22 protein-coding genes are annotated in these 23,750 nt (G+C 55.6%); 14 read left to right on the plus strand and 8 right to left on the minus strand.

Annotated elements, in window-relative coordinates; genetic code table 11:
* Positions 1-149: 149 nt before the first annotated feature.
* The 5 genes from AC812_RS18005 to AC812_RS11165 form a co-directional block, all read right to left on the minus strand.
* Entirely contained in the window at positions 150-1,820 is a 1,671-nt protein-coding gene (locus AC812_RS18005; RefSeq protein WP_201797726.1) for a cyclase family protein, read from the minus strand.
* Between the two features lie 28 nt (positions 1,821-1,848).
* On the minus strand, positions 1,849-3,093 hold the full coding sequence (locus tag AC812_RS11150) for a YlbE family protein (protein WP_061918465.1): 1,245 nt from the start codon (positions 3,091-3,093) through the stop codon (positions 1,849-1,851).
* 44 nt (positions 3,094-3,137) lie between these two features.
* Entirely contained in the window at positions 3,138-4,880 is a 1,743-nt protein-coding gene (gene fdrA, locus AC812_RS11155) for an acyl-CoA synthetase FdrA (RefSeq protein WP_061918468.1), read from the minus strand.
* Between the two features lie 347 nt (positions 4,881-5,227).
* Positions 5,228-5,866: an N-acetyltransferase gene (locus AC812_RS11160; RefSeq protein WP_114676119.1), complete on the minus strand. Its 639-nt coding sequence runs from the start codon at positions 5,864-5,866 to the stop codon at positions 5,228-5,230.
* Between the two features lie 364 nt (positions 5,867-6,230).
* The gene (locus AC812_RS11165) at positions 6,231-6,872 is read right to left on the minus strand and encodes a DsbA family protein (protein ID WP_061918471.1); all 642 of its coding nucleotides are present in this window, start codon (positions 6,870-6,872) and stop codon (positions 6,231-6,233) included.
* Positions 6,873-6,994: 122 nt separating this feature from the next.
* On the opposite strand from AC812_RS11165, the gene AC812_RS11170 reads away from it, so the two are divergent.
* The 6 genes from AC812_RS11170 (at position 6,995) to AC812_RS11195 (ending at position 13,539) form a co-directional block, all read left to right on the plus strand.
* Complete coding sequence (locus tag AC812_RS11170; RefSeq protein WP_061918473.1) at positions 6,995-8,161, plus strand: pyridoxamine 5'-phosphate oxidase family protein; 1,167 nt, start codon at positions 6,995-6,997, stop codon at positions 8,159-8,161.
* Positions 8,158-8,916, plus strand: coding sequence for a heme ABC exporter ATP-binding protein CcmA (gene ccmA / locus AC812_RS11175; RefSeq protein ID WP_061918475.1), 759 nt, complete (start codon positions 8,158-8,160; stop codon positions 8,914-8,916). The genes AC812_RS11170 and ccmA overlap by 4 nt, the downstream gene beginning before the upstream one ends.
* Positions 8,913-9,677, plus strand: coding sequence for an ABC transporter permease (locus AC812_RS11180; protein ID WP_061918477.1), 765 nt, complete (start codon positions 8,913-8,915; stop codon positions 9,675-9,677). Before ccmA ends, AC812_RS11180 begins: the two co-directional genes overlap by 4 nt.
* 9 nt (positions 9,678-9,686) lie before the next feature.
* On the plus strand, positions 9,687-10,682 hold the full coding sequence (locus tag AC812_RS11185; protein WP_061918479.1) for an ABC transporter substrate-binding protein: 996 nt from the start codon (positions 9,687-9,689) through the stop codon (positions 10,680-10,682).
* Between the two features lie 188 nt (positions 10,683-10,870).
* A complete protein-coding gene (locus AC812_RS11190; protein ID WP_061918481.1) occupies positions 10,871-11,767 on the plus strand; it encodes a cation diffusion facilitator family transporter in 897 nt (298 codons plus the stop codon).
* Between the two features lie 26 nt (positions 11,768-11,793).
* Positions 11,794-13,539 (plus strand): proline--tRNA ligase, encoded by a 1,746-nt coding sequence (locus AC812_RS11195; RefSeq protein WP_061918483.1) that lies wholly within the window; start codon positions 11,794-11,796, stop codon positions 13,537-13,539.
* On the opposite strand, the gene AC812_RS11200 is transcribed toward AC812_RS11195, so the two are convergent.
* On the minus strand, positions 13,536-15,410 hold the full coding sequence (locus AC812_RS11200; protein WP_061918485.1) for a S9 family peptidase: 1,875 nt from the start codon (positions 15,408-15,410) through the stop codon (positions 13,536-13,538). The genes AC812_RS11195 and AC812_RS11200 overlap by 4 nt on opposite strands.
* A gap of 98 nt (positions 15,411-15,508) precedes the next feature.
* Positions 15,509-15,883: a thioredoxin family protein gene (locus AC812_RS11205; protein ID WP_201797727.1), complete on the minus strand. Its 375-nt coding sequence runs from the start codon at positions 15,881-15,883 to the stop codon at positions 15,509-15,511.
* 60 nt (positions 15,884-15,943) lie between these two features.
* Between AC812_RS11205 and tgt the strand changes: the two genes are divergently transcribed.
* The 8 genes from tgt to AC812_RS11245 all read left to right on the plus strand — a co-directional run bounded on the left by tgt (position 15,944) and on the right by AC812_RS11245 (position 22,772).
* Positions 15,944-17,035, plus strand: a complete 1,092-nt coding sequence (gene tgt / locus AC812_RS11210) for a tRNA guanosine(34) transglycosylase Tgt (protein WP_061918487.1) — start codon at positions 15,944-15,946, stop codon at positions 17,033-17,035.
* Positions 17,028-17,840, plus strand: coding sequence for a class I SAM-dependent methyltransferase (locus AC812_RS11215; protein ID WP_061918489.1), 813 nt, complete (start codon positions 17,028-17,030; stop codon positions 17,838-17,840). Before tgt ends, AC812_RS11215 begins: the two co-directional genes overlap by 8 nt.
* Positions 17,841-17,938: 98 nt before the next feature.
* The gene (locus AC812_RS11220) at positions 17,939-18,229 is read left to right on the plus strand and encodes a DUF4190 domain-containing protein (protein WP_061918491.1); all 291 of its coding nucleotides are present in this window, start codon (positions 17,939-17,941) and stop codon (positions 18,227-18,229) included.
* Positions 18,230-18,391: 162 nt separating this feature from the next.
* A complete protein-coding gene (locus tag AC812_RS11225) occupies positions 18,392-18,697 on the plus strand; it encodes a DUF4190 domain-containing protein (RefSeq protein WP_061918493.1) in 306 nt (101 codons plus the stop codon).
* 6 nt (positions 18,698-18,703) lie between these two features.
* Positions 18,704-19,804 (plus strand): HAMP domain-containing sensor histidine kinase, encoded by a 1,101-nt coding sequence (locus tag AC812_RS11230; RefSeq protein ID WP_061918495.1) that lies wholly within the window; start codon positions 18,704-18,706, stop codon positions 19,802-19,804.
* A complete protein-coding gene (locus AC812_RS11235) occupies positions 19,797-20,462 on the plus strand; it encodes a response regulator (protein ID WP_061918497.1) in 666 nt (221 codons plus the stop codon). The genes AC812_RS11230 and AC812_RS11235 overlap by 8 nt, the downstream gene beginning before the upstream one ends.
* Positions 20,455-21,282 carry a class I SAM-dependent methyltransferase gene (locus tag AC812_RS11240; RefSeq protein ID WP_061918499.1) on the plus strand — a complete coding sequence of 276 codons (828 nt, stop codon included), beginning with the start codon at positions 20,455-20,457 and terminating at the stop codon, positions 21,280-21,282. The genes AC812_RS11235 and AC812_RS11240 overlap by 8 nt, the downstream gene beginning before the upstream one ends.
* The gene (locus AC812_RS11245) at positions 21,279-22,772 is read left to right on the plus strand and encodes a hypothetical protein (protein ID WP_061918501.1); all 1,494 of its coding nucleotides are present in this window, start codon (positions 21,279-21,281) and stop codon (positions 22,770-22,772) included. The genes AC812_RS11240 and AC812_RS11245 overlap by 4 nt, the downstream gene beginning before the upstream one ends.
* A gap of 8 nt (positions 22,773-22,780) precedes the next feature.
* Here the strand turns inward: AC812_RS11245 and AC812_RS11250 are convergent, their stop codons facing one another.
* On the minus strand, positions 22,781-23,749 hold the full coding sequence (locus tag AC812_RS11250; protein WP_061918503.1) for a hypothetical protein: 969 nt from the start codon (positions 23,747-23,749) through the stop codon (positions 22,781-22,783).
* Between the last annotated feature and the right edge of the window lies 1 nt (position 23,750).

Raw genomic sequence — 23,750 nt, forward strand, 5'->3', positions numbered from 1 at the left:
TGGAGGTGAAGAGGTCAAATCAAGATACACAGCCCCTTTGTTTTAGGGTGGATACCCCATCGAGTGCGGCTTTTCCACCCCTCAAACAGTCTGCTCGGCGTATTACGCTTGATTTTTCAACTCTCTCTGAGGGCTGCCAGTTTTCGAGCTTAACCTTCCTTGAAGGCCACAAAGCGGCCCCACATGGATTCGGCTTCCATGGCTTTCTGTACAAAACAGCCAATGTAGTAGCGTCCACTGGGAGCATCCGCAATCTGGTAGCCAAGGTTCTCGGCATGCACGATCTTCTTGGGGAAGAGATTGAGGTGCATGTCTTGATAGTACTGATCGAGCGGGAACATTTCATCCCACGACTTACCGAAGTCGCGTTTGAGTTTTTCGTTGGCTTCTTCAAATGTCTTGGGATGCCAGATACGCTGAATGGTGTTCATCGGGTGGTCGGCAGCAACGCAGTCCACACCAATCCATTTGATTTTCTTTTCGGCAGCCCATTGAGCAAAATCAGCGGAGGGGCCGGGGTGCTTGATCATGTAGCGGAACTCGTCCGAATCCGGGCTGATCCAGCCGTATTTATACCAGCCGGTCTTGATGATCAGGATATCGCCTTCGCGCACTTCAACGACCTTTTCGATCATCTCTGGCGAATACACGCTGGAATTGCTGACCATGCCGGAAATATCGGCAATCACACCCGGGCCGACCCACTCTTCCAGCGGCACCTGACCAATGGTGCGCCCGTTCGGGTAAAAGTGCTTTTCGCCATCCATGTGGGTTGCGAGGTGAATCGAGGCATTGCAGATCGAGCCGTTGCGCGCCATGCCGTAGTGAGCGCCGCCAACCCGCTTGAAGTACTTGACCGTCAGCGGCTCGTAATTGGCCCACTGTGGCGAACGTACCGAGAACGGCACCGTCATGTCAATCATCTGGGCGCGGTCCATCGCCTCGTAGAATTCTTTTTCTTCCATCCACTCGGGCGGTTGATAAGCCACCACGCGCGCCCAGGCGGTTTCCACTTCCATGAAGGGGATTGGCATCACGGCAATCCATGCCCGCTGATTCTTGAGTTTATCAATGTCACCGACTATCGATTCGACAAACAGCAGATGATTCTTGGGCAGGGTAATATGAGTCATCTCATAGTACCAGTCCTGTGGGAACATTTCATCCCACGTCTTGCCGTATTCTTTAATCAATTTGGCTTCAGCCTTCTTGAACTCGTTTTCGTGCAGCCGGCGGATGGGGGTGTTCATCGGGTGTTCGGCGCAACCGCAATCCACACCGATCCACTTCAGCTTCATGTCCAGCGCCCACTGGAAGAACTCCGGTGAGGGACCGGGATGCCGTACCAGGAAACCAAACTCTTTGGATTCAACCCCGCCTTGAGCGTTCGGGTTATACACATCCGGTTGGTCCCATGAGTAGCGGTGATAACCGGTGTTGATGATCAGAATATCGCCTTTGCGCACATCGGCTTTCTTCATGATCATTTCCGGGGTGTAGAGGCTGTAATCCGAAACCATGTCGGAAATATCCACTACCACACCCTGACCGCACAGGTCGCTCAAGGGGATGTCGGAAATTGCCCGCCCGCCGGAATGAAAGGCCGTTTCACCGACCAGATGGGTGCCAACCGTGTTCGACCAGTTCAAAATCTGACCGTTAGCGCCAGCTCCGCCGCCATACGCGCCGGTTACCCGTTTGAAGAAATGAACTTCCAGGGCTTTATCGCCGGGGAAAGGCGGTGTGAAGATACTGCATCCCTGAGTCAGATCATATAATTTGGCTTCCGCCATCATTTTGACAAACTTTTCACGATCCATTTTTTCCCTCCACTCCTGATCAAAAGGTTTAGATGCCGTACTTGTCGGCAAAGGCGATCAAAGCATCCTCAAATGCCGACATGGGCATACTCACCACACCCGCGCCAACCTGGCCAACACCGGGATCTTTGTGGGCTACACCCGTATTGACACGCGGCGGAAGTTGTTTTTCCACCACTTTACGGATATCCACGCCGGTGGGTGTGCCGCGGAAATCCAGATAGGGGATGGTGTAGTATTTATGCTCGGCGGTAGTAATCTCGTACATATCCAATGTGGTGCGAATGGCATCCTGCGCTGTACCGCCGATGAAAGTCACAATCGCCGGGGCGGCTGCCATGGCAAAACCGCCGATACCGGTTGTTTCAGTGATCACACTATCGCCAATGTCGGGGTTGGCGTCTTTCTCGGTAAAGCCGGCAAAATACAGGGCTTTTACATGCGGGGCGGGTGCGGTAAACCAGCGGTCGCCCAAACCGCTGACTTTCAAACCAAAATCTGTACCATTGCGTCCCATAATCGACACAACCGTACTGCCTTCGACGCCATGGGCGGCCATTGAAGCGGTTTTACAGCCTGCCATCACGGGGTTCAAGATAGTGAGCGCATTTTCGCCCATGAACTTCAACACATCGAAGGCAATATCAGAGTTCTTAGCAACTTTCGAAACATGCGGTGCCAGCACAGTGGTAAACAAAATTGAAGCCGCATCAAGCCGGTTGTGGCCGTCATCACCCATGTGCAGCGCCTTGCCCAATAGGGAGCGCAGATCAACGCCGCCACTGTTTTTCAAGGCAGCATCCACCGTTGGGCCAAACACCTCGTTTAGCCAGCGCATGCGTTGAATGACATCCTCGCTGTAAGCACCCATCCGCATCACCTTGCCGCGCCCCTCGTTGAGCCCGGAAAAGGCTTTATTGCCAAATACCTGATCTTCAACGATGTAAACCATCATTTCAGGCGAAATCACTCCCGCCATCGGGCCCACCGAAGCGTAATCATGACACGGGGCGAATTTGAACTTACCGGAGGCCAGCATGGCTTCGGCTTCTTTAGCATCCTTAGCCTTGCCCTCAAACAGCAGGGCGCCGATCATGTTGCCCTTCATCGGGCCAGCCATCCGCTCCCAGGTCACTGGCGGGCCAGCGTGCAGTAAAAGATCATCGGTCATGCCGGGAATGACTTCTTTGGCTGGGGCTACCCCAACCACCACCGGCCGGGCTTCCATCATATTTTCAACCGCTTTTCTATTGGCATCTTCAATATTGATCATGATCCTCCTCCAAAAAATTTTCTGGGTGATTCTGTCAAATCATCTCAACTGGCGGAAAGTTTTTTCATCCGCTCCAAAATGCTGGCCAGTTTTTCGTTACCACCAGCCGGTGGCCGCCAATCTACCTGGATAACAGGGGTTTCCTGAGCGGTGAGATTTTCGGCAAACGATTCGAGCCCGACATTGAAGGCTTTGACCGGCTTTTTAAGTATTTCCAAATCCACCGGTGCAGCCGACGACTGCGCTTCATCCAGCGGCTGGTTGAGCGCCTGGATAATTTGACCGGCATAGCGTACGGCGGCTTCATTGCTGGTTTCCACCCACGCTCCGCCCTGTTTCAACTGGCGGATTTGATGACTGAGTTTTTGCGGGTCTTCCTCCGTACCTGTGCAAACGACCACCACTTCCAGATAGCGCCCGGCTTTTTCGGCTTTGGCTTTGGCTTTGGCTTCGGCAATCGCCGGGCCAAGTTCGCTGGCCGGGTCGGGATGCGAACCGAAACCAATCACCACATCCATCAAAATCACCGCCACCTCGGGGTCATTCGCCTCCTCCATCAAACGCCGAATACGCAGGTCGTTATCCATCATCGGGTGCAGGCGGCCGACCGTGAACTCGTCTTCGCCCAGGTCTACAATGGTATGCTCAACGCTCACCAGCGAGTCTTTGAGTTTGTTCTCCTTGTTGATGGGCGCATTGGCATACACTTTTGGCACATATTCGGTCAGCAGGTGCTGGGCCTCGTAAGCCAGTGTGCCGCCGGAAAACAGACCCCGCAGGTATTTTTGGCCGGGGGCAAATCGTTCCAGTTTCAGATCCGGTTCGACCTCCAGCACGGGCGGGCTTTTAGCAAGCTCAACTGCCAGCGCGGCTGCATCATCCAGCCCGGAGGCAAAAAACAAATTCCCCACCCGCCGCGAAATCGGGGTACGTCCAATAAAGTTGACCACTACCGGTTTACCGGCCTTACGCGCCACCCGCAGCACCTGATCAGCCACTTTGGGGGAAGGCGGCTTGGACACCAGCACAATCACTTTGGTATCCGGGTCACGGCTGAGAGCATCCAGCCCCATCAGGAAGGTCACGCCTCCCACTTTTTCGGAGAGATCCCGCCCGCCCGTGCCAATTCCAAAGGTCATACCGCCACCCAGCTGGTCAATGCGGGAGGCTACCTGCTGTAAACCGGTGCCGGCGGCTGCGACCACACCAATCGGCCCGCGCCGGACTTTGTTGGCGAAACCCAGACCGATGCCATTAATCATCGCAGTACCGCAGTCCGGACCCATGACGAGCAGACCCTTCTGAGCTGCCTCCGCTTTTAAAGAAATTTCCTCTTCAACGGGTACATTATCGCTGAAGAGGAAAACGTGCTTGTTGAGCCGTAATGCTTCGCGGGCGACACCGGCGGCATAACGGCCAGCCACCGAAATCAACACCCAGTTGGCATCCGGCATCATACTCTGGGCGCCTTCCAGACTGCGCGGCCGGTAATCCTGCTGGATGCTGGACTTGCGCGCCGAGAGCAGCTCGTCCACTCGTTGGAGGGCATCACTGGCAGCCCGTTCATCGCCAGCTCGCACCACAATCACCAGATCATTTTCCTTGGCCTGTTCCACCTCGGTGGTTACCAGATTGACCCGAACGAGCAATTCTTTGTTCGTAGGGGTACCCATAATCACGCCGGCGTCTTCGACACCGGGCAAGTCCGCCAGTGACCGCTGCAGCTGCATCAAAACGGCTGAATCGTAGTAAACACCGCTGCGAATTTCGGCTTTAATCACGCTCATGTTTCACTCCTATTCCTGGAATCATCCAAATAACCGAACAGAAATAAGCTCCTGTCGGTTGATTTTGGCTGGTAAAAGTAATTTGAAAATCCATTTTCAGTCTGTGCCTGAAAAGGGAATGCCTTTTGGTGTGATGTTTTGCTTCGCTTTTGGGTTTCAGCTTTTGTATGGGTAGAGGAAAACTCGGCAGAGTTCTGGCCGGGAAAAGAAATGTTTGACAACTGACAAATTGAGTATAGCACTTCAGGATAATCGAGTCAATTGGGGTAATTTCATCATGATGACTGTTTCAACCGGTCTGACCCGTTTTTGGAACAGGTCAGACCGGCACACTACACCCAGCAACTTTAAAGTTCAAGAGTTTCCGGCACGCGCAGTACCGCGTTGGCCTTGCGCACTTCTTCCGGCACATCGAAGTTCAGGTCATTACCGACCGCATCTACCAGATATTGCTTAAGCTGGATATTCCAGTGATCCTGATTGACGTAGAAGACTTTGGCGCCGCCCAGTTCATGCTGGTATTCCGGCCACGGTTTGGTGGGTTGCGCCATTGCCAAACCGGCCATCCGCCAGCCATTGTAACTTTCGAAAGTTGACCACCACTCCTTGGCTTTGCAGATTTCCATGGCGTAGTAGGTTTTGGCGTAGTACATTGCCCAGCCGACCCGTCCGCGGCGCGAAAAGGCCATCGTGTGCAGACTGATAGCAAGGTCTTTGTTCCAGAAACGTCCGTTGGCAAAACCAACAAATTCACCGTCAATCAAACCGAGAATAGTGAAAGCATCCTTGATGCGTTTGCGTTTGACCGCCAGAATTTCGCCATAGACGCGCACACCGACAATGTCATAAAAATCTTTTTCGACCTTCATCACCCGTTCCATGAAACCGAGCAGAGTGGGGATGTCATCCTCGGTCATTGAGCGCAGGTAAAGGGTGCGGCCGTCTTTGAGTTGGAAAGTCGCTTCCGGCCATGGCGGTAATTGCATGGGATAACCCTGCAAAATTGCCTCAACTTCGCCAATGTCAATCGTTAACGTGTCAACGGATACGGGAGTTGGGGGGTAAGTTTCATCTGGTCTGCTCCTAATAAAAATTTGGGATTAACGGAAGGTTTCCAGTCCTCCGGGCAAGGTTGACTCATTTGAGAGGAATGGAAACAAAACAACCCGCAAGGTTTTTACACCTGCTGGACGGGTTTTACAACTACATTGTGTGGATATTGATGGTATTGCCTTATGAAACTGTAGGGTGAAGTACTTTTATTATAGCCAATCCAAAAACCTCAGTCAATAACACTTGTAATTTTAGCGTCGGATAATTGTCATACAAATTATCGTCTATTGGCTGGGGTCAAGGCCGGCGGATGGCCAGTTGACCCTCGATGATTTCGCTCAAATAAGCCAGAGAAGGCGGCCCGAAGATTTTTTCACCGTTCAGCCAGAAGGCCGGGGTAACGCTGAAGCCATTTTCACCAGCCCGGCGCATGTCAAATTCCACCTTGCGGCGCATCTGACTCTCGTCCAGGCATTGATTGAAAATCGGCATATCCAGACCCAGCCGGGAAGCATACCCTTTCAATGCCTCCACTCCCAGTCCGGCATCCTGCTCATACAGCAGGTCATGGTACTCCCAAAAACGCCCCTGGTTATGGGCACACTGACCGGCCTCGGCGGCTTTGATAGAAGCCGTACTTCGTCTGGCGTTATCCCGCCAGATGAACAGCACCTGATCGGGGTAACGCTGCAACAGCCCCTCGCGCACCTGAGCGCGGTGCCACAGGCGGCAGACTTCGCAGGCGTAATCCCCATATTCAATCAAGACAATCGCCGCATCCGGGTTGCCCAAAAAGGGGTCATCCAGGAGGCGCCGATCGGCCACCTCCGGATAATTCGGCTTTGGCAACAGGAGTACCAGTCCCAGCAAAGTAATGATCAAAATCATGACCAAAACCGCCGGGCGGCTCTTTATGGCATCCAGTAATTTGAGCGACATGGTAATTTCTCCGTAAAATTACATCCTGTTTGTTTTTTAGATGCCAGAACGGCCGTTTTTCTTACCCAAAGACCATTGACAATTCAATAAAGGTTCATAAAATTATACCTGAGTATAAATATATGAACAATAATTTTCAAAAGGACTCGCTGGTTTCTACCGCCGAACGCACCCTCAAACTGGTTGAATTATTCCTCAACCATTCTGAGGGATTGACCCCCCAGGAAATTCTGCCTCATTTGGGGATTTCTCGCGGCGCATTGTTCTTGCTGCTGCGCACCCTAAAAAACGCCGGTTACCTCGAACAAAGCGAACGGCGCGGGCGTTATCGAGCCGGATCTCGTTTAGCCGCCTGGCGCACCACCAGCAGCGAGTTTCACCAAAATCTGATGGATGCTTTCTATCAGGAAGTCCGTCACCACCCCTGCTCGGAAACCCTGCTCATCACGGTGCCTGCCGCTCCAGGTGTGCTGACATTGGCACAGGTCGAAAGCCGCCAAACCGTCCGCAGTGCCTATCCGGTTGGAGAAGTGATTGGCATCCCCAGCCCTGCCGAAGACATCTTCCAATCGCCGCCAGCGGTCTCGGTCCTGCGCAACGGCTATTCGCTGAAACGCTCAAACGAGATTATCGAACTGGCTCTACCGGTTTGCCCGGACGGGATTCATCCTCAAGCCGCCCTGCTGCTCAGTGCGCCAGCCTTTCGCTGGACGGAAGAGACCCTCGTCCAACAATGGCTGGCCGAATTGCGCGCTCTGGCTGCGCGGCTCTCCTACCGTCTTGGGGCTGCCACCTACACCCCCTATCAGGTTCAGCAGCCCGGCCAGTTGCCCGCCGAAGCTCCCCTGAATCCTCAGGAAATCCGCCGCTTTTTACAGGGGCCCTGGACCGCGCGGCTGGCCTGCCTGCGTCCTGACGGCAAGCCGCATGTCATCCCGGTCTGGCAGGAGTGGGACGGCAAGGCTTTTTACCTGATCGCCTGGCGGGGTTCGCTGTGGGCTGAATACCTGCTCAACAACCCGGAAGCCTCGCTGACAATTGACGAACCCTGGCCGCCGCTGCGCCGGGTTTCTGCCCGCGGTAAAGCCTTTCCTCTGCCTCTTGGTAAGGACGACCCGCAATTGAACGACCTTTTACGCCGCCTTTCCGAGCGTTACCTCGGTGAAGCCGCCCTCGCCCCTTCCACTGAACAGATTCAACAGGTCTTTCAAATCATTCCCGAAACCCTGCGCGGCTGGAAAGGTCTGCTAACTGCCCAATCGCCCAAAGATGAGGTTACTGCTCCATGAAGGTCGAAATCGCCGCCCTCAACCATACCTTTTTTACCCCTCAACCTCGCCCGGCGCTCCTTAATCTTGATTTACACATCCCCAGCGGGCAATTCGCTGCCATCATTGGACCGAGCGGATGCGGAAAGTCCACCCTGCTGCGGCTGATCGCCGGCCTGCTTCAGCCGACCAGCGGCAGTATCCTTCTGGATGGCAAAACCCCGGCGGAAGCCAACGCCGCCCGGCAGGTCGCCTGGCTGGCGCAAAGTCCGGCACTGCTACCCTGGCTGACAGTGGAAGGCAACATTGCGCTGGCTCGTAAACTGCTGGCAACCCGTCTCAACCATCAAATGAGCGTTCAACAGGCCCTCCAGCGGGTTGGGTTGGAAAATGCCGCCCGTGCCTACCCCTTTACCCTCTCCGGCGGTATGCAGCAGCGCCTTGCGCTGGCCCGCCTGCTGATTCAAAACGCTGGCCTGTGGCTGATGGACGAACCCTTTGCTGCTCTGGACGAAATCACCCGTGAACAACTGGCTGCCATGCTGCTCGATCTGTGGCAGCCGGCCCAGCCCACCGTTTTATGGGTCACCCACAATATTTACGAAGCCCTTCGCCTGGCCGAACGAGTAATCGTCCTTTCGCCAGCCCCCGGCCAGATGGTTGCCGATTTCAGCGTGGCTCTGCCGCATCCGCGTCGCGAAGATACACCCGCCTTTCAAAATCTGCTGTACGAAGTACGGACAGCCCTCAATCAGGCGGTGGAGGCAGCCGCATGAAGAAACCGCAGCCGGGCGGCGGTCAGATAGCCGTGCTGATTGTGCTGTTCTTCCTGCTGGTTTGGGAAGCCGCCGTCAGCCTGTCGCAAATTCCAGTCTATCTGCTGCCGGCCCCCAGCCGCATCCTGCAAACCCTGTTTGAACACCCGCAACTCTACGCCCAGGCCAGCCTGCTGACCCTGGGCGAGGCGTTCGCCGGCCTGCTGATCGGCCTGCTGGCAGGGGTGTTGATTGCTTCGCTACTGACGCTGATGCCCGGTTTGGAAGAGGGGGTCATGACGCTCGCCATCTTGCTTAAATCCACCCCTCTTGTCGCAATTGCCCCGCTACTGACCATCTGGCTGGGGTTTGGTATTCTGCCCAAAATCATCATCACTGCACTGCTGACCTTCTTTCCGGTGCTGGTCAACGTCCTCAGCGGTCTCCAGAAGGCCGAAAATCACCATCTGGAGTTATTCCACTCCTGGCACGCCTCGCGCGGGGAGGTCTTTCGTTACCTGCGTGCCCCCAACGCCCTCCCCTACCTGTTTGCCGCCCTTAAAATTTCCGCTCCGCTGGCGTTGATCGGCGCGGTGGTAGCCGAGTGGACCGGCGCATCCGGCGGGTTGGGGCGGGTAATGTGGCTGGCCTACACCAACTTAAACCTTCCTTTTCTGTTTGCAGCCATTTTTATCCTCGCCGCGGCTGGTATGTCACTCTATCGCCTGACCGTCTGGTTGGAACGACGAATCATCTTCTGGCAATCCCATCCCGAACCTTGAGAGGTGAACATGCAACGCTTTACTTCCCTTTCTCTGCTCCTCGTTCTCTTTCTGCTGGTTTCCGCCTGCACTCCTGCAGCCCCGCAGCCCTCACCAACCCCTGAGCCAGTTGCCCTGACTTTTATGGCTGGTTACAAACCGCAGGCCAATTTACCGTTCGTGGGGGCTTATGTTGCCAAAGAAAAAGGTTTTTTTGAACGCGAAGGACTGGAAGTAACCATTGAGCATTCCGCCGGCCAGGGTGAGCATCTCCAACTGCTTACCGCCGGCAAGATTCAGGTGACCACCCAGGATGCCGCGGTGCTGCTGCAACGCCGCGCCGACCCGGGTCTGCCACTGGTTTCGATTGCGCTGATCGGACAGCGCGGTCAGCAAGCCTACGCCGCCCTGGCTTCCTCCGGCATTCAAACGCCCAAAGACTGGGAAGGGCGTACGGTCGGATACAAGGGCACTCCCCCGCCCGACCTGTTCGCCCTGCTCAAAGCTGCCGGCGCCGATCCAGAGAAAATCTCGCTGGTCAATGTTGGCTTTGACCCGCGCATCCTCACCGAGGGCAAGGTAGATGTCTACCCGGTCTTCAAGTCCAACGAACCCTACCTGATTCGCTCTTGGGGGTATGAATTAACTCTTTGGGAAGCCGCCGATTACGACGTGCCGACCCTTGGCCTGACCTATGTAACTACGGAAACCATCCTGCAAGAACAACCGGAAGCCCTGCGCCGCTTTCTCAAAGCCGCCCTGGAGGGCATCCGCTACGCCGAGCAGCACCCCGACGAGGCAGTAGAGATTGTGCTGAAGTACACCGGCCCGCAGGCCGATCCGCAGCACATGCGCTACATGCTGGAAACCGAACTTGGCGATGCGAAATCCCCGCTGACCGAACAGTACGGCTACGGCTGGCAAACCCAGGAGCAGTGGTCGGCTTTGGCCGACTTGCTGGTACAGCAGGGCATCCTTCCGGCGGTAGAGGTTGAAAAGGCGTTTACTACCGACTTGTTGAAGTAGCTCGGCATGATCGTTACATATATCACTAAAAAGAGATGTACTGATGCAGCCTGTTTTATGGTAAACTAATTTTCGCTGGCGGAGCACGCAGCCTTCGGCATGATAACGACAGCCTCAAAGGTGCAAACCGGTTCATCCGGTAGGGGCATGAGCATCTTTGAGGTTATTTTTAATATAATGGAGAATGTATGCGCTGGGTACGCGATTACACACCACAACCCACCGAAAACGGTTTGTACCGGTCGGCATTACTGGTTACCATCAGTGGGAACGTTCTGCTGGCAGCCGTAAAAAGTCTGGCGGCTTACTTTTCCGGTTCGGTTGCCCTCTACTCGGATGCGGCTAACTCCATCTCGGATGTGTTGTATTCCGTCATGATGGTGCTGGGGCTGTATCTGGCTCAACGACCGCCCGATCTTTCACACCCACAGGGCCACAGCCGCTTCGAGCCGCTGGTCGGCACACTGATTTCGTTCTCGATGGCTTTTGCCGGTTATGAAGCCCTGCGTGCCTCCTTTATCCGCTTTCAACAGGGCGGTCTGGCAATTGAACCTGGCTTACCGACGATTGCCCTGCTGTTCAGCGCAGCCGTTAAAGTGGGCATGTACCTCTTCATCCGCAACACGGCCCGCAAACTGACCAGCCCGACCCTCAACACCGCTGCTAAAGACAACTTGAGCGATGTGCTGACCTCCAGTGCCGCCTTCGTGGGAGCGTTTGGCTCCAAACTGATCCATCCGATCACCGACCCGATTGCTGGTTTTCTGGTGGCTATCTGGATCTTCCGCGCCGCTTTTCTGGCTGCCCGCGAAAATCTCAACTTCCTTACCGGTGCTGGCGCCTCGGAGGAATTGCGCCAGCGGATCATTCAGGAAGCCTCCTCCGTACCGGGCGTGCTGCGTGTCCATCACCTGATGACCGATTACTCCGGGCCGCGCCTGATTGCCGACCTGCATGTCAACGTGGATGGCAACACCACCCTGACCGAGTCGCACCGGATTACCGATGAAATCATCGCCAGATTAGAAGCCATGCCCGAAATTGATCGCGCCTACGTTCACCTTGAACCCGACGATTGGGAATAAACACCTGGAGTTTAGGAAGGAACCCCATGCGCCTGTCCGAACTGTTCAGCCAGACCCTGCGGGAATCCCCCGCGGAAGCCCAATCGCCCGGTTATGCCTGTTTATTACGCGCCGGATATTTCCGACAAGTAGCTGCAGGCATCTTTGCTGCGCTGCCACTCGGCCTGCGCGTTCAACGCAAAATTGAGCGCATCCTGCGCGAAGAAATGCAATCCATTGGCGGGCAGGAAGTCAGTCTGCCGGTGGTGCTACCAGCCGAGATTTGGAAGGAAAGCGGACGCTGGTACCGCATTGGAGCCGAAATGGCGCGCTTCAAAGACCGAGCCGAACGCGATCTGGTGCTGGCAATGACCCACGAGGAATCGGTAGCCGATCTGGTGCGCCGCGAAATCCGCTCTCACCGTCAACTGCCGCGCTTGATCTACCAGATTCAAACCAAATTCCGCGATGATCCCCGCCCGCGTGCCGGATTGATCCGCGTGCGCGAGTTCATCATGAAAGACTCCTACTCGCTGGATGCTGACTGGGCGGGGCTGGAAAAGCAGTATCAGGCGCATTATGAGGCTTATCTGCGCATCTTCCGGCGAGTTGGGCTGCCGGTGATTGCCGTTGCCTCCGACAGTGGCATGATGGGCGGCAAACGCTCGCACGAATTCATGTACCTCAACCCGATTGGCGAGGATACGCTGATGCTGTGCGATGCCTGCGGTTATGCTGCTAACCGGCAGGTAGCCCGTTTTGCCAAACCGCAGCCACCGCAGGAAGAAGCCCTGCCTGTGGAGAAAGTCCACACGCCGCATACGCGCACCATCGAATCGCTGGCACGTTTTCTGGGCATCCCCGAATCCAGAACCGCCAAAGCCGTCTTTCTGACCGCCACCCTTGTCGAAAACAAGCAGTCTCAAGAACGGCTGGTGATGGTCATCGTGCGCGGGGATATGGAACTCAACGAGACCAAACTGGCTAACCTGATCGGCGCAGTTGACCTGCGCCCGGCAACTGAAGAAGAAATCCGCACCAGCGGAGCGGTGCCGGGATTTGCCTCCCCGGTTGGACTGCATGACTTACTGGTGGTGGTGGATGACCTTATACCCCATTCCCCCAATCTGGTAGCCGGCGCCAACGAGGAAGATTATCACCTCCGGAATGTCAACTTCGGCAGGGACTATACCACGCCGCTGGTGGCCGATCTCACCGCCGCGCGAGAGGGCGATCCCTGTCCGCACTGTCAGGCGCCCCTGCGCGCCGAGCGCGGCATCGAAGTGGGCAACATTTTCCAACTCGGCACGGCTTATTCCGAAGCGATGGGATGCACCTTTCAGGACGAAGACGGGCAGGTCAAACCGGTAGTGATGGGCTCCTACGGCATCGGGGTGGGAAGGCTGATTGGCTGTCTGGCCGAAGCCTATCACGACGAAAAAGGCCTCAAATTGCCGGCGGTGGTCGCTCCGTATCAGGTTCATCTCGTATTGCTCAGCGGTAAGGACGGCGAAGCCGCCCGGCAAACTGCCGAGCGGCTCTACGAGCAAATGCAGGCAGCCGGTCTGGAAGTGCTTTATGACGACCGCGAAGAAAGCCCCGGTGTCAAATTCAACGACGCCGACCTGATCGGCATTCCCCTGCGCGTCACGGTTTCGAAGCGCACGCTTGAAAATGGAACGGTGGAAATTAAACCTCGCGGTGAGGAAGAAAAAGTCACCCTCCCGCTGGAAAACGGGCTGGCGTACCTTCAAGAACAACTCGCCCGGCAGAAAGAACAATTCAATTTTTAGCTGAATAACACATAATCCTGCAAAAAGCGCTCGGTTTGCTGGTAGAAGTCCTCAATCGTCTCCGGAGCGCGAAAGCCATGCCCTTCGCCGGGGTACAGGCGGAAGAGGTGCGGCACACCCAATCCGCGCAGACGTTCGACCAGCGCCTGATTTTGCGCGGGCGGTACAGCCTTATCTTCCTCACCTTGAAAGATCGCCAGCGCATCGCGAATTTGTGAAGCCTGAAAGAGCGGCGAGCGCTTGCGGTAGAGCGCGGCCGCCTGCGGAAATGGCGCAATCAGGCGATCGGTGTAGTAGCGCTCAAAGCGGTGCGTTTCACGCGCCAGCGCAATCAGGTCGGCTACCGGATAAAGCGCAATCCCGGCTTTGAACACGCCCGGGTAGCGTACCAGACAATTCAGCACGGTATAACCGCCGGCGCTGCCGCCCATCACCGCCATGCGCTGTTCATCCACCCGGCCCTGCTGAGCCAGAAAACGCGCCAGGCTGACCGTGTCCACTACGTCCGCCTCGCCCCAATGACCGTTCAAAGCCTGCTGGTACGTGCGCCCGTAACCGCTGCTGCCGCGGTGATTGACCTCCAGCCAGGCGTAGCCGCGGCTGGTGAAGTAAGCCGCTTCGCGTGGAAAATCCAGCACCACCGCCGAGGTCGGCCCGCCATGGACGTGAACGATGAGCGGCGGCAGACCTTCGCCTTGCACCTGCGGATTCTGCGGCGGGTAAAACCAGCCGTAAACCCGACCCCCATCCGGGAGATTGCATTCAATGGCTTGTGGCTCGGCAAACCACGTCTCCGGCAGCAGCCACGCATCCGTACAGGCAATCTCCTGCCAGCGGCTTCCATCCCAGCGCAAAACTCGCTCGGCCAGGCGCGGTGAGGATGCCAGCAAGGCAATTTCACCGCTGAGTGGGTGAACACTCAACTGGCGCAGCCATGTATAAGGTGCGGTGGGAATCACCCGCACCGCGCCGCTTTCGACTTCCACTTCACACAATTCTGCCAGCCCGGCGCGGTTGCGAATCACCAGCAACCGTCTACCGTCAGGCAGCCAGGCCAGCGTGCGCTGTCCCTGCACCCAGGCCGGCGTGCTGAGGTGAAAACCCTGCGCCGCGTAAACCAGCCGCTTTTCACCGCTACTCAGATCCAACACGATCAGATCATCCCACTCCCCCTGCGCAGCAAGGTAGGCCAGCCGGCGGCCATCCGGCGAAAAGCACGGCTGGGCGAAGGCCGCCTCTTCGTGCCCGCCGGCAATCATCACCTTTTCGGCAACTTGCGGCACTTCTCCTGCCAGCCGTGCCATTACCACCCTCGTGGCATCCCAGGGCATGTTCGGGTTCTCCCATTCCACCCACGCCAGCGCATTTCCATCCGGCGACCAGGCCGGCTGCATGTAAAAATCCGCCCGGCTGTCCAGGAGAATTGGCCAGCCGCCGTTGGACTCAACCAAACCTAATGCAGCCCGATCCCCATCCTCATGAACAAAAGCCAGCCAGCGGCCATCCGGTGAAGGCGCCGGTGCGCTGAACGCCCCCCAGGCTGGCGTCACAGCTCGAACGGCAGCCGTTTCGAAATCGTAACGCATGATCTGGCGGCCCTGCTGGACAAAATACAGGCTGTCCCCGCTGGCAGTAAATTCCCCGCCGCCGTAACCCACCCCACCGCGCGCCGAATGCTCGAAGAGCAAATCGCGGCGGGCGCTACCTCCGGGTTGATAGACCAGCTGGCCCTGCTTTCCGCGGTTTTCCAGCCAGACCAATCCATTGCCGCCAAACTGAACATCCTCCAGCCGGGCGCGCTGGGCCATGCGCCGCGCGCTGATGATGCTGGGCCAAAATCCGTAGGGCTGCCTGCGCTTTGCGTTACTCATCTGCTTCCTCCTCCTATTTGGTTAATTCTACCGGAAAAGCGCCATTGGAATAAAAAAGACTGCCCGCTGAGGGGCAGTCTTTTCGCATCCCAACCGCATCAATCCTGCGGATGTACAACCAGATACGGCTCAAGGGTTTCTTTCAAGCGTTGCAAGGGCTGAAAACCGCTCATCCGCTTGACGGCCTCGCCGTTTTGGAACAGGATCAGGGTCGGCACACTCAGCACCATGAACTGCATGGCAAGGTCTGAAGCCTCATCCACATCCACCGATAAAATTTCCAGACGGTCACCCCATTCCTGACTCAGGCGGGCAAGCTCGGGTTCCAGTCGCTTACAGGGACCGCACCAGACCGCCCCGAACTCAACCAGTACCGGTTTTTCCGTGCCAAGTACCCGTTGTTCAAACTCCTCTTCCGAAATGGTTTCGATTTCTTTCATTCGCATTTCCTCCACTTCAACTAATGGTATCATTGATTATACTCCACGTGTCAAGACAACAATTCCATTTAGCAAAAAGATAACCAAACCTTAATGAAACTTCAACTTCCCCATGGTCATCTTGACTTTCCCGCCTTTCTGCCGGACGCAACTCTGGCGGTAGTGCGTACAGTCGATTCGCGTGACCTGCGCGCCTGCGGTATTCCGGCTCTGATGATGAACGCCTTTCACCTCATGCAAAAGCCGGGTTCCAGCGTGATTCAGGCTTTGGGCGGCCTGCACCGGATGAGCAACTGGGATCGCCCAATCTTTACCGATTCGGGTGGTTTTCAGGCTTATTCGCTCATCCGTCAAAATCCGCGCTTCGGCAAAATGGACGAACGCGGAATCACCTTTCAGCCGGAAGGCGGCCAGCGTAAATTCCTGCTCACACCGGAAAAGAGCGTTCAACTGCAAATCGGCTATGACAGCGATGTGGTCATCTGTCTGGATGATTGCACCCATGTGGAAGCGCCCCGCAGCGAGCAGGAACTCTCTGTGCAGCGCACCATTGCCTGGGCCAAGCGCGCCCGGCGCGAATATGATCGTTTGATGGAACAAAAGAAACTGACCGGAGGTCAGAGACCGCTCATTTTTGCGGTCATTCAGGGCGGAGGCGAACTTGACCTGCGCCGTCAATGCGCCGATGCCCTGTTAGAAATTGGTTTTGATGGCTACGGCTTCGGCGGTTGGCCGTTGGACTCTTCCGGAAGTCTACTGAGCGAGATTCTCGAATATACCCGCCAGTTAGTCCCAGCCCAGTATCCCCTCCACGCCCTGGGAATTGGGCATCCGCACAACGTGGTAACCGGCTGGCAGCTGGGTTACAGCATTTTCGACTGCGCCATGCCAACCCGTGATGCCCGTCATGGCCGTTTGTACACCTTCACCAATCCTCCCGGACAGGATGGCGGATTGAACGGCAACTGGCTGGAATACCTCTACATCAACGACGAACGCCACATGCGATCCAGCCGCCCCATCTCCGAGTGGTGCGACTGTCCGACCTGCCAGCAATATAGCCTCGGCTACTTACGCCACCTGTTCAAGATCAACGACAGCCTCTTTTTAAGGCTGGCAACCATCCATAATTTGCGCTTTATGACCCAGCTGACCGAGCGCATCCGCCTGAATTCCCATGCCTGAGCCGGTGGACATTGATGCCCTGATTCGCGCCGTACAGGCCAACCCGCGCTACGCCGCCATAGACCCCGGCTTGATTCGCGGGTTAATTGAACGCTATCAGAGCAGCATTCACCAGCCGCGTGAATTGATTAAGGCTGTGCGCAATAAACTTCATCAGGTTGGCGGGGCTTATCTGGAAAAGCCAATAGACTATGCGAATTGGGGCGAACGCCTTGCAATCCTGCCCCGTGACCTGCATCATCCCCAGGTCAAAGAATTTTGCCGACAAATGATGGCGCTGCACGCCTCCACCCGCGAACGCCTTCCAATCCTCGACCGGTTTTATGCGGAAACCCTCACCAGTCTTCAGCCCATTCATTCCATCCTCGATCTGGCTTGTGGGCTCAACCCGCTGGCTCTACCGTGGATGCCGGTCAACCCCGCTACCCAAATTTACGTTTGCGACATTTACAGCGACCAGATTAACTTTTTACAGCAATTTTTCAACCATTTTGGCATCCATGGGCAGGCAACCCTTTGCGACCTGACCCGCAGTCTGCCTCAACAGTCGGTTCAGGTGGCTTTCCTGCTCAAATCCATCCCCTGTCTGGAGCAATTGGATAAGACCATCGCCACACGTTTGCTGCACGGCATTCCCGCAAAATACTGGCTGATTTCGTTTCCGGCTCACAGTCTGGGAGGGCGCGGCAAAGGGATGCGCCAGCACTACCGCCAGCACTTTGAGGAACTGATTCGCGGTTGGGCGGTACAATTGCGGTCTTTTGAATTCCCCGGTGAACTGGTTTTCCTGCTTTCCCCTGCCTGATTCATCCTGCAGACCTAGCCGCAATCCATTTCGGGACGGATGGCACACCGAAAGGACTCGGCTATGATAGGGTCATCAAACCACAAGGAGAAACAATCATGGAAAACCAAGTCGAAATCAGAAATACACTCAAGACCAATCCACTGGCAATTGCCAGCCTGGTTCTATCCGCCGGCGGTTTCAGCTTCCTCCCTCTGATCGGAAGTATCGCCGGCATTGTGACCGGGTACATGGCACGTCGCGAGATACGCGAGAATTCCCACCTCTACAACGGCGAGAGCCTTGCCAAAACGGCGATCATCCTCGGATGGATTGGGATTGTGCTGCCAATCGTGATCCTCACCTTTGGCATACTCTTCATGTTTCCTGCGACGACGATCTTCCGCTAATGACGGGCTGACCTATGAACGGGAATGGGTTGAGGAAATTTCCTGTGTTTATCCCTCGTTGGAGATGACCAAAACCCATTCCTGGATCCCGTTTTCCCAAAAAGATAAAAAAACAAGGTTAAAATAAACTTGTCTGCACACTCATACGAAAGAAAAAATCTCATGGAAAGAACCCCGCAAATTGAACATGTTTCCTCTCATCCTCTCGCCATTGTTGGCCTGGTGCTTGGTATTCTTGGGCTGATCGGCGTGTTACCGTTGGTCGGCTCAATTGGGGCATTGATCGCCGGCAAAATGGCTCAAAAGGAAATTCTGGAAAAACCAGAACTTTACACAGGTGAGAATTTTGCCCGCGCCGGCATCATCATGGGATGGATAGGACTCGCCATTGGGGTTGTCATTTGTGTGCTGGTAGCGGTTGCTTTTCTGTTCTTCATGCCGGTTGGCATACAAACCATGCCTCAATAACCCACGATGAACCTGCACAGCCGCTGGCAACAATTTACGAATCGTTTTCTGAACCGTCTGCGCTGGCGGCTGACCCTGAGTTTCACGCTGGTCACCCTGGCGGCAATCTTAATGGCAGCCTGGTGGAGCTTCCTGGCGCTGAATGTATATCTTTCTCGCACCATGCCGGATCTGTTTACCGGCTCATCAGCCAGCCAGATGCTTCCCGGTCTCCTTCAACTGGCAGGACAGGCTCTGCTGGTGCTGATCATTCCGGCTGTGCTGGTAGGAACGTTGTTCGGTTTTTTAACCGCACGCTGGCTGGAAAGCCGGCTTGACCATTTGCGAAACACCACCGAGGCATGGGCAAACGGCAACTTCAAGCCCCGCATCAACGACCTTGCTCAGGATGAAATTGCCCGCTTCGGCAGGCAATTGAATCAAATGGCTGCGGAACTGGAAACCCTGATGTCAACCCGTCAGCAGTTAGCTGCCATGGAAGAACGGAATCAGCTCGCCCGCGACCTGCACGATTCGGTTAAGCAAAATCTGACTGCGGCCATCTTGCAGCTGAACACCGCTGCAGTGCTGATCGCAACCGAACCTCAGGCTGCCCAACAGACCCTTCAAAGAGCCGAGGATCTTGCAGTGCAGGCTCAGCAGGAACTCACCAATGTGATATTAGAACTTCGTCCGGCGATGCTGCACCAAAAGAACCTGCCCGGTGCATTGAAAGATTACCTGCAACGATGGCAACAGCAAAATCAAATTGTCGTGGACTTCACTCACACCGAAAACCTCCAGCTGACATTCAGTCAGGAATTAACCCTTTTCCGAATAGTGCAGGAAGCCCTTGCCAATGTCATCCGCCACAGCAGTGCAACCCATGTCAACGTTTCTCTTGATTGCGACTCGCACCAGATCATGTTGAGAATTCAGGACAATGGCCGCGGCTTTGACCTCAGCCGGTCAGGTTCTTCCGGCTTTGGTTTGAAAAGCATGCGCGACCGGGTGGAAGAAATTGGCGGTCGGCTGGAGATTGAAAGCAGCATCGGACAGGGAACAACGGTCAGCGCCTCCGTTCCGATCAAACTTGAACCGCGAAATGAGGAAATCCTCAATGGATAAAACGCCCAACCCAATTACGGTAATTATTGTGGATGACCACGCCGTTGTTCGGCAGGGTTTGATCGCTTTTCTACAAACACAGGAAGACATCGAAATCATCGGTGAGGCTGAAAATGGGGCGCAGTTGCTTAAGTTACTCCCCCATAGCGTGCCGGATGTCCTGCTGATGGATCTGATCATGCCGGATATGGACGGGGTTGAGGCGACCCGCCGGGTAAAAGCCATCAGCCCTCATACGCAGGTCATCATTTTCACCTCTTATTACAAGGATGAACATATTTTTCCGGCTGTTCGGGCCGGAGCGCTCTCGTATATTTTGAAAGACACCAAACCCGCCGAACTGGTTGATGCCATTCGAAAAGCTTCGCGGGGTGAAGCCGTTCTTCATCCGCGTGTTGCAGCCCGGCTTGTGCAGGAAGTACAGGGCATACGCAGCGAAACCATCAACCCGTTTTCAGAATTGAGTGACCGTGAGTTGGAAATTCTGCGCCTGATCGCCAGCGGCATTTCCAATCGCGAGATTGCCGAAGTTCTGTTCATCAGCGAAAAAACAGTCAAGAGCCATGTGAGCAACATTCTCTCCAAACTGCACCTGGCCGACCGCACCCAGGCTGCCGTTTACGCCTGGAATCAAGGAATTGTCAGACGGGATGAATAAAACTGCTTCTGTTTCTGAAGATGAAATTCGCAAATGGATTGGAATGCTGCGCGCCATTCGAAAGTATCGCTCGCTGGATTTACCCGATGCCCTCCTGCGCGATTTGATTGTGGAGGAGCTGTCCCGTCATTCCTCTTCCAGTGAGGCGTTGAAAGCCGTTCGCCGTAAACTCCACAACATCGTTGCCCCTTACCTTGGCGATCCAGACTACACCACCGCCCAAAAAGCCCTGGAGGCTGCTTTTACCGACGGAAGCCCACAATCTGTCCGAGAATTCTGCCTGTCCATGCTGGCCAGTCACGCCTCCACCCGTGAGCGGATTCCGCTCCTCGATGAGTTTTACTCCCGTTTGTGGAAAATCACCGGACTACCCCAGACACTCCTTGACCTGGCTTGTGGAATGCAACCGTTTGCCCTGCCGTGGATGGGCTTGCCCACCTTGACCCGCTATTTCGCCTATGATCTGCACCGGCCGCGCGTTGATTTGATCAACCAGTTTTTTCAACGGAGCGGCTGCCGCGGTTCTGCCATTCACGAGGATATTTTGGTCAATCCTCCGCAGATAGAAGCCGAAGTTGCCCTGTTTTTCAAAGAAGCCCACCGTTTTGAACAACGCCGCCGCGGGGCCTGTTTGCCTTTCTTTCAAGCCCTGCGCGTTCGCTGGCTGCTGGTATCACTGCCAATCAGCAGCCTGAAAGGCACCCGTGATTTAGAAGATCGTCAACGCAGGTTGATGCAGTCCATCCTTGGCGGTCAAACCTGGGAGGTCACAGAAATCCGTTTTGAGAACGAGTTGGTGTTCTGTATTCAAAAAACATGAGCCGTCGTAAAAAAACTTCCTCAACCGCTCCCTACCCTGCCATTTCAGCACGAGAGACGGCGCTGGAACAATTCCGCGCCTTGCTTGCGCCGGAGGATTTTCAAGCCCTGCTCGAAGAGCTGGAGCGCCCGCTGTTGCCCGCCTTTCGGATCAACCCACTCAAAACTTCGCCGCAAGCCGTTGCAGACTGGTGCAACTGGTACGGTTGGGAGGTCCAGCCGGTAGTGTTTTGCCCAACCGGCTGGCAGGTTCGCCAGGCGCGTACACCGCTCAGCCAGACCCTGGAACACCGGTTGGGGCACTACTACATTCAGGATGCGGCTTCGATGCTTCCGGCAGAATTATTCGACCTGCCAGCGTCTCCCTACCCGCTGATTCTTGACCTGGCCGCTTCGCCCGGGGGAAAGACCACCCACCTGATCAGCCGCACCCTTGACCGCGGGTTGGTACTGGCCAACGATGCCGGACTCGAACGGATCACCCCACTGCGTTTGGTGCTGCAAAATTGGGGGACGGTCAATACCGCTGTCACCCGCTTTCCAGCCGAAAAGTTTGGGCGCTGGTTTCCGGCCACCTTCGATTGGGTGTTGCTGGATGCACCGTGCAGCATGCAATCCCTCCGACCGACCGAATCGCATCCGATGCGGAGCATCTCTCAGCGCGAGCAATCCCATCTGGCACGCCGCCAAACGGCAATGCTCCTCTCCGCCCTGGCAGCGGTCAAACCCGGCGGTCAGGTGGTCTACTCGACCTGTACCCTCGCTCCGCAAGAAGACGAAGCCGTTCTGGATGAGATTATCCGCCGCCTGCCGTTCAGTGTTCAAATCAACCCGGTCACCGACCGGCTCCCCGCCCCTGCCCCAGCACTCGCCAATGCGTTTGGTCAAGTCTTCCATCCGCAGGTACAAAACGCCCTGCGCCTCTGGCCACATCGCTTTTCGACATCCGGTTTTTTTGCGGCCCGCTTAACCCGCACTGGTGAAGTTGAATTACCCATCGAACCGCCACCTGCCCGCCCCCTGCGCGAAACCGGTCAGGAGCCGCTCAACCGCTCAAACCTGCAAGAGATCACCCACTGGCTACAAAATACCTACGCTTTTGACCTGCTCAGCGTACTGGAAACCTATCGCTTAGAACTGTGGCACAGCCAGACCTCCGTTTTTGCCGTTCCCATTGCTTTTCTGGAAAGATTCAACGAACTGCCGTGTCAAATGCTGGGTCTCAAGGTATTGGAAGAAACCCCCGATGGCTGGCAGCCCGCCCATGAATGGGTCAATCGTTTTTTCAATCTCTTTCACGCCGGACGATTAGTCCTACCGAATGAAATGATGGACGAATGGCTGAAAGGCAAGGATGTTCCCCTGCCGGTTTCCGCCGCTAATCCTCCCGCCGTCTGGTTGGTGTTTGATGAACGCAACCGCTTTGTGGGGAGGGGACGCTCCAGTGGTCCCTGGTTGAAAAACCTGCTGCCGCGTCGCCTGATTGGGTAAGAGACGCTTCAATCAGAAAGGCTAATTTCAGCGGTGCGAATGTTCAGCCGGTAGCGCAAACCGAATTGATCCTGAATCAACAGGGTTTCGCCCTCATCCCAGGAAACTGGCAGGTATTGACCCTGCCGATTTTCGACAATATAACGCACCACACCGCTGATCAGGTCAACCAGCACAAATGAGGTTTGCATCTCCGCTGGTTGTTGAATATTGCCCAAAATGCCAAAAGCCAGCCGGCTGTTATCGGGCGCCCAGACCAACCCGCCGGCCTGCCAGTTATCTCCTTGATCCAGCTGCAGTAAGTTTGTGAAGGCAATTTCGCGGAGAACCTCCCCCGACAAACTGTGAATGACCAGACGGCCACCCTGCAAAACAGCAAAGGTTTCAACGTCCCCCGCCGCCCGCAACAAACCGCATTCACCGGTTAGTTGGGTTCTTTCACCGTTTTGCAAATTGACGCGATAAAGACCGCAATCAAATCCGACGATGGTCGGGCTACCATCCGGTATACCATGCTCGGTGTAAAAAAATTGACTTCCATCTTGGCTCCAGTGGAATTGAGCCGGTAAGGTATAACCCAGCCCAAAGGGGCGTTCTTCATCGAGGATCGGCCAGCGCAACCCGCCATCCTTGCGGAACACCGACAGCGAAAGCCGGTAAGTTTCGCCGCTTACCCTGCCATCGGCTGCAACTGGAAAGATGGTGCTGACCTGTACCGTCCATTGACCATCCGGCGAGGGGTAAAACCAGTCCTCATGGGTTGTTTTTGGCGGGGCAGGAGACGAAGTCGGGGTTGACCGAATAGCTTCGGTGGATGGGGGCGCCAAAGTTTCTACCTGGCGAAGTTCAACCGCCGGCGTCGGCGATACCAGTGGAGGTTGAATGACCGCAGTTGGTAGAGACGGCGCAGCCGTTGAACAGGCTGCTATTCCGATGCACGCCCCTATCCAGACCAGATTACGCAGCCATTTGGTCATC

Origin of the sequence: Bellilinea caldifistulae, assembly GCF_001306055.1 — a bacterium.
Taxonomy (GTDB): Bacteria; Chloroflexota; Anaerolineae; order Anaerolineales; family Anaerolineaceae; genus Bellilinea; species Bellilinea caldifistulae.

What these genes read in the sequence shown, in the direction of transcription:
- AC812_RS11245 (WP_061918501.1), top strand. Translation starts at nt 21,279, where the DNA reads ATGAGCCGTCGTAAAAAAACTTCCTCAACCGCTCCCTACCCTGCCATT.
- ccmA (WP_061918475.1), top strand. Translation starts at nt 8,158, where the DNA reads ATGAAGGTCGAAATCGCCGCCCTCAACCATACCTTTTTTACCCCTCAA.
- AC812_RS11195 (WP_061918483.1), top strand. Translation starts at nt 11,794, where the DNA reads ATGCGCCTGTCCGAACTGTTCAGCCAGACCCTGCGGGAATCCCCCGCG.
- AC812_RS11185 (WP_061918479.1), top strand. Translation starts at nt 9,687, where the DNA reads ATGCAACGCTTTACTTCCCTTTCTCTGCTCCTCGTTCTCTTTCTGCTG.
- AC812_RS11170 (WP_061918473.1), top strand. Translation starts at nt 6,995, where the DNA reads ATGAACAATAATTTTCAAAAGGACTCGCTGGTTTCTACCGCCGAACGC.
- AC812_RS11205 (WP_201797727.1), bottom strand. Translation starts at nt 15,883, where the DNA reads ATGATACCATTAGTTGAAGTGGAGGAAATGCGAATGAAAGAAATCGAA.
- AC812_RS11215 (WP_061918489.1), top strand. Translation starts at nt 17,028, where the DNA reads ATGCCTGAGCCGGTGGACATTGATGCCCTGATTCGCGCCGTACAGGCC.
- AC812_RS11160 (WP_114676119.1), bottom strand. Translation starts at nt 5,866, where the DNA reads ATGCAATTACCGCCATGGCCGGAAGCGACTTTCCAACTCAAAGACGGC.
- AC812_RS11250 (WP_061918503.1), bottom strand. Translation starts at nt 23,749, where the DNA reads ATGACCAAATGGCTGCGTAATCTGGTCTGGATAGGGGCGTGCATCGGA.
- AC812_RS11240 (WP_061918499.1), top strand. Translation starts at nt 20,455, where the DNA reads ATGAATAAAACTGCTTCTGTTTCTGAAGATGAAATTCGCAAATGGATT.
- AC812_RS11190 (WP_061918481.1), top strand. Translation starts at nt 10,871, where the DNA reads ATGCGCTGGGTACGCGATTACACACCACAACCCACCGAAAACGGTTTG.
- AC812_RS11225 (WP_061918493.1), top strand. Translation starts at nt 18,392, where the DNA reads ATGGAAAGAACCCCGCAAATTGAACATGTTTCCTCTCATCCTCTCGCC.
- tgt (WP_061918487.1), top strand. Translation starts at nt 15,944, where the DNA reads ATGAAACTTCAACTTCCCCATGGTCATCTTGACTTTCCCGCCTTTCTG.
- AC812_RS11220 (WP_061918491.1), top strand. Translation starts at nt 17,939, where the DNA reads ATGGAAAACCAAGTCGAAATCAGAAATACACTCAAGACCAATCCACTG.
- AC812_RS11180 (WP_061918477.1), top strand. Translation starts at nt 8,913, where the DNA reads ATGAAGAAACCGCAGCCGGGCGGCGGTCAGATAGCCGTGCTGATTGTG.
- AC812_RS11235 (WP_061918497.1), top strand. Translation starts at nt 19,797, where the DNA reads ATGGATAAAACGCCCAACCCAATTACGGTAATTATTGTGGATGACCAC.
- AC812_RS11150 (WP_061918465.1), bottom strand. Translation starts at nt 3,093, where the DNA reads ATGATCAATATTGAAGATGCCAATAGAAAAGCGGTTGAAAATATGATG.
- AC812_RS11230 (WP_061918495.1), top strand. Translation starts at nt 18,704, where the DNA reads ATGAACCTGCACAGCCGCTGGCAACAATTTACGAATCGTTTTCTGAAC.
- AC812_RS18005 (WP_201797726.1), bottom strand. Translation starts at nt 1,820, where the DNA reads ATGGATCGTGAAAAGTTTGTCAAAATGATGGCGGAAGCCAAATTATAT.
- AC812_RS11200 (WP_061918485.1), bottom strand. Translation starts at nt 15,410, where the DNA reads ATGAGTAACGCAAAGCGCAGGCAGCCCTACGGATTTTGGCCCAGCATC.
- fdrA (WP_061918468.1), bottom strand. Translation starts at nt 4,880, where the DNA reads ATGAGCGTGATTAAAGCCGAAATTCGCAGCGGTGTTTACTACGATTCA.
- AC812_RS11165 (WP_061918471.1), bottom strand. Translation starts at nt 6,872, where the DNA reads ATGTCGCTCAAATTACTGGATGCCATAAAGAGCCGCCCGGCGGTTTTG.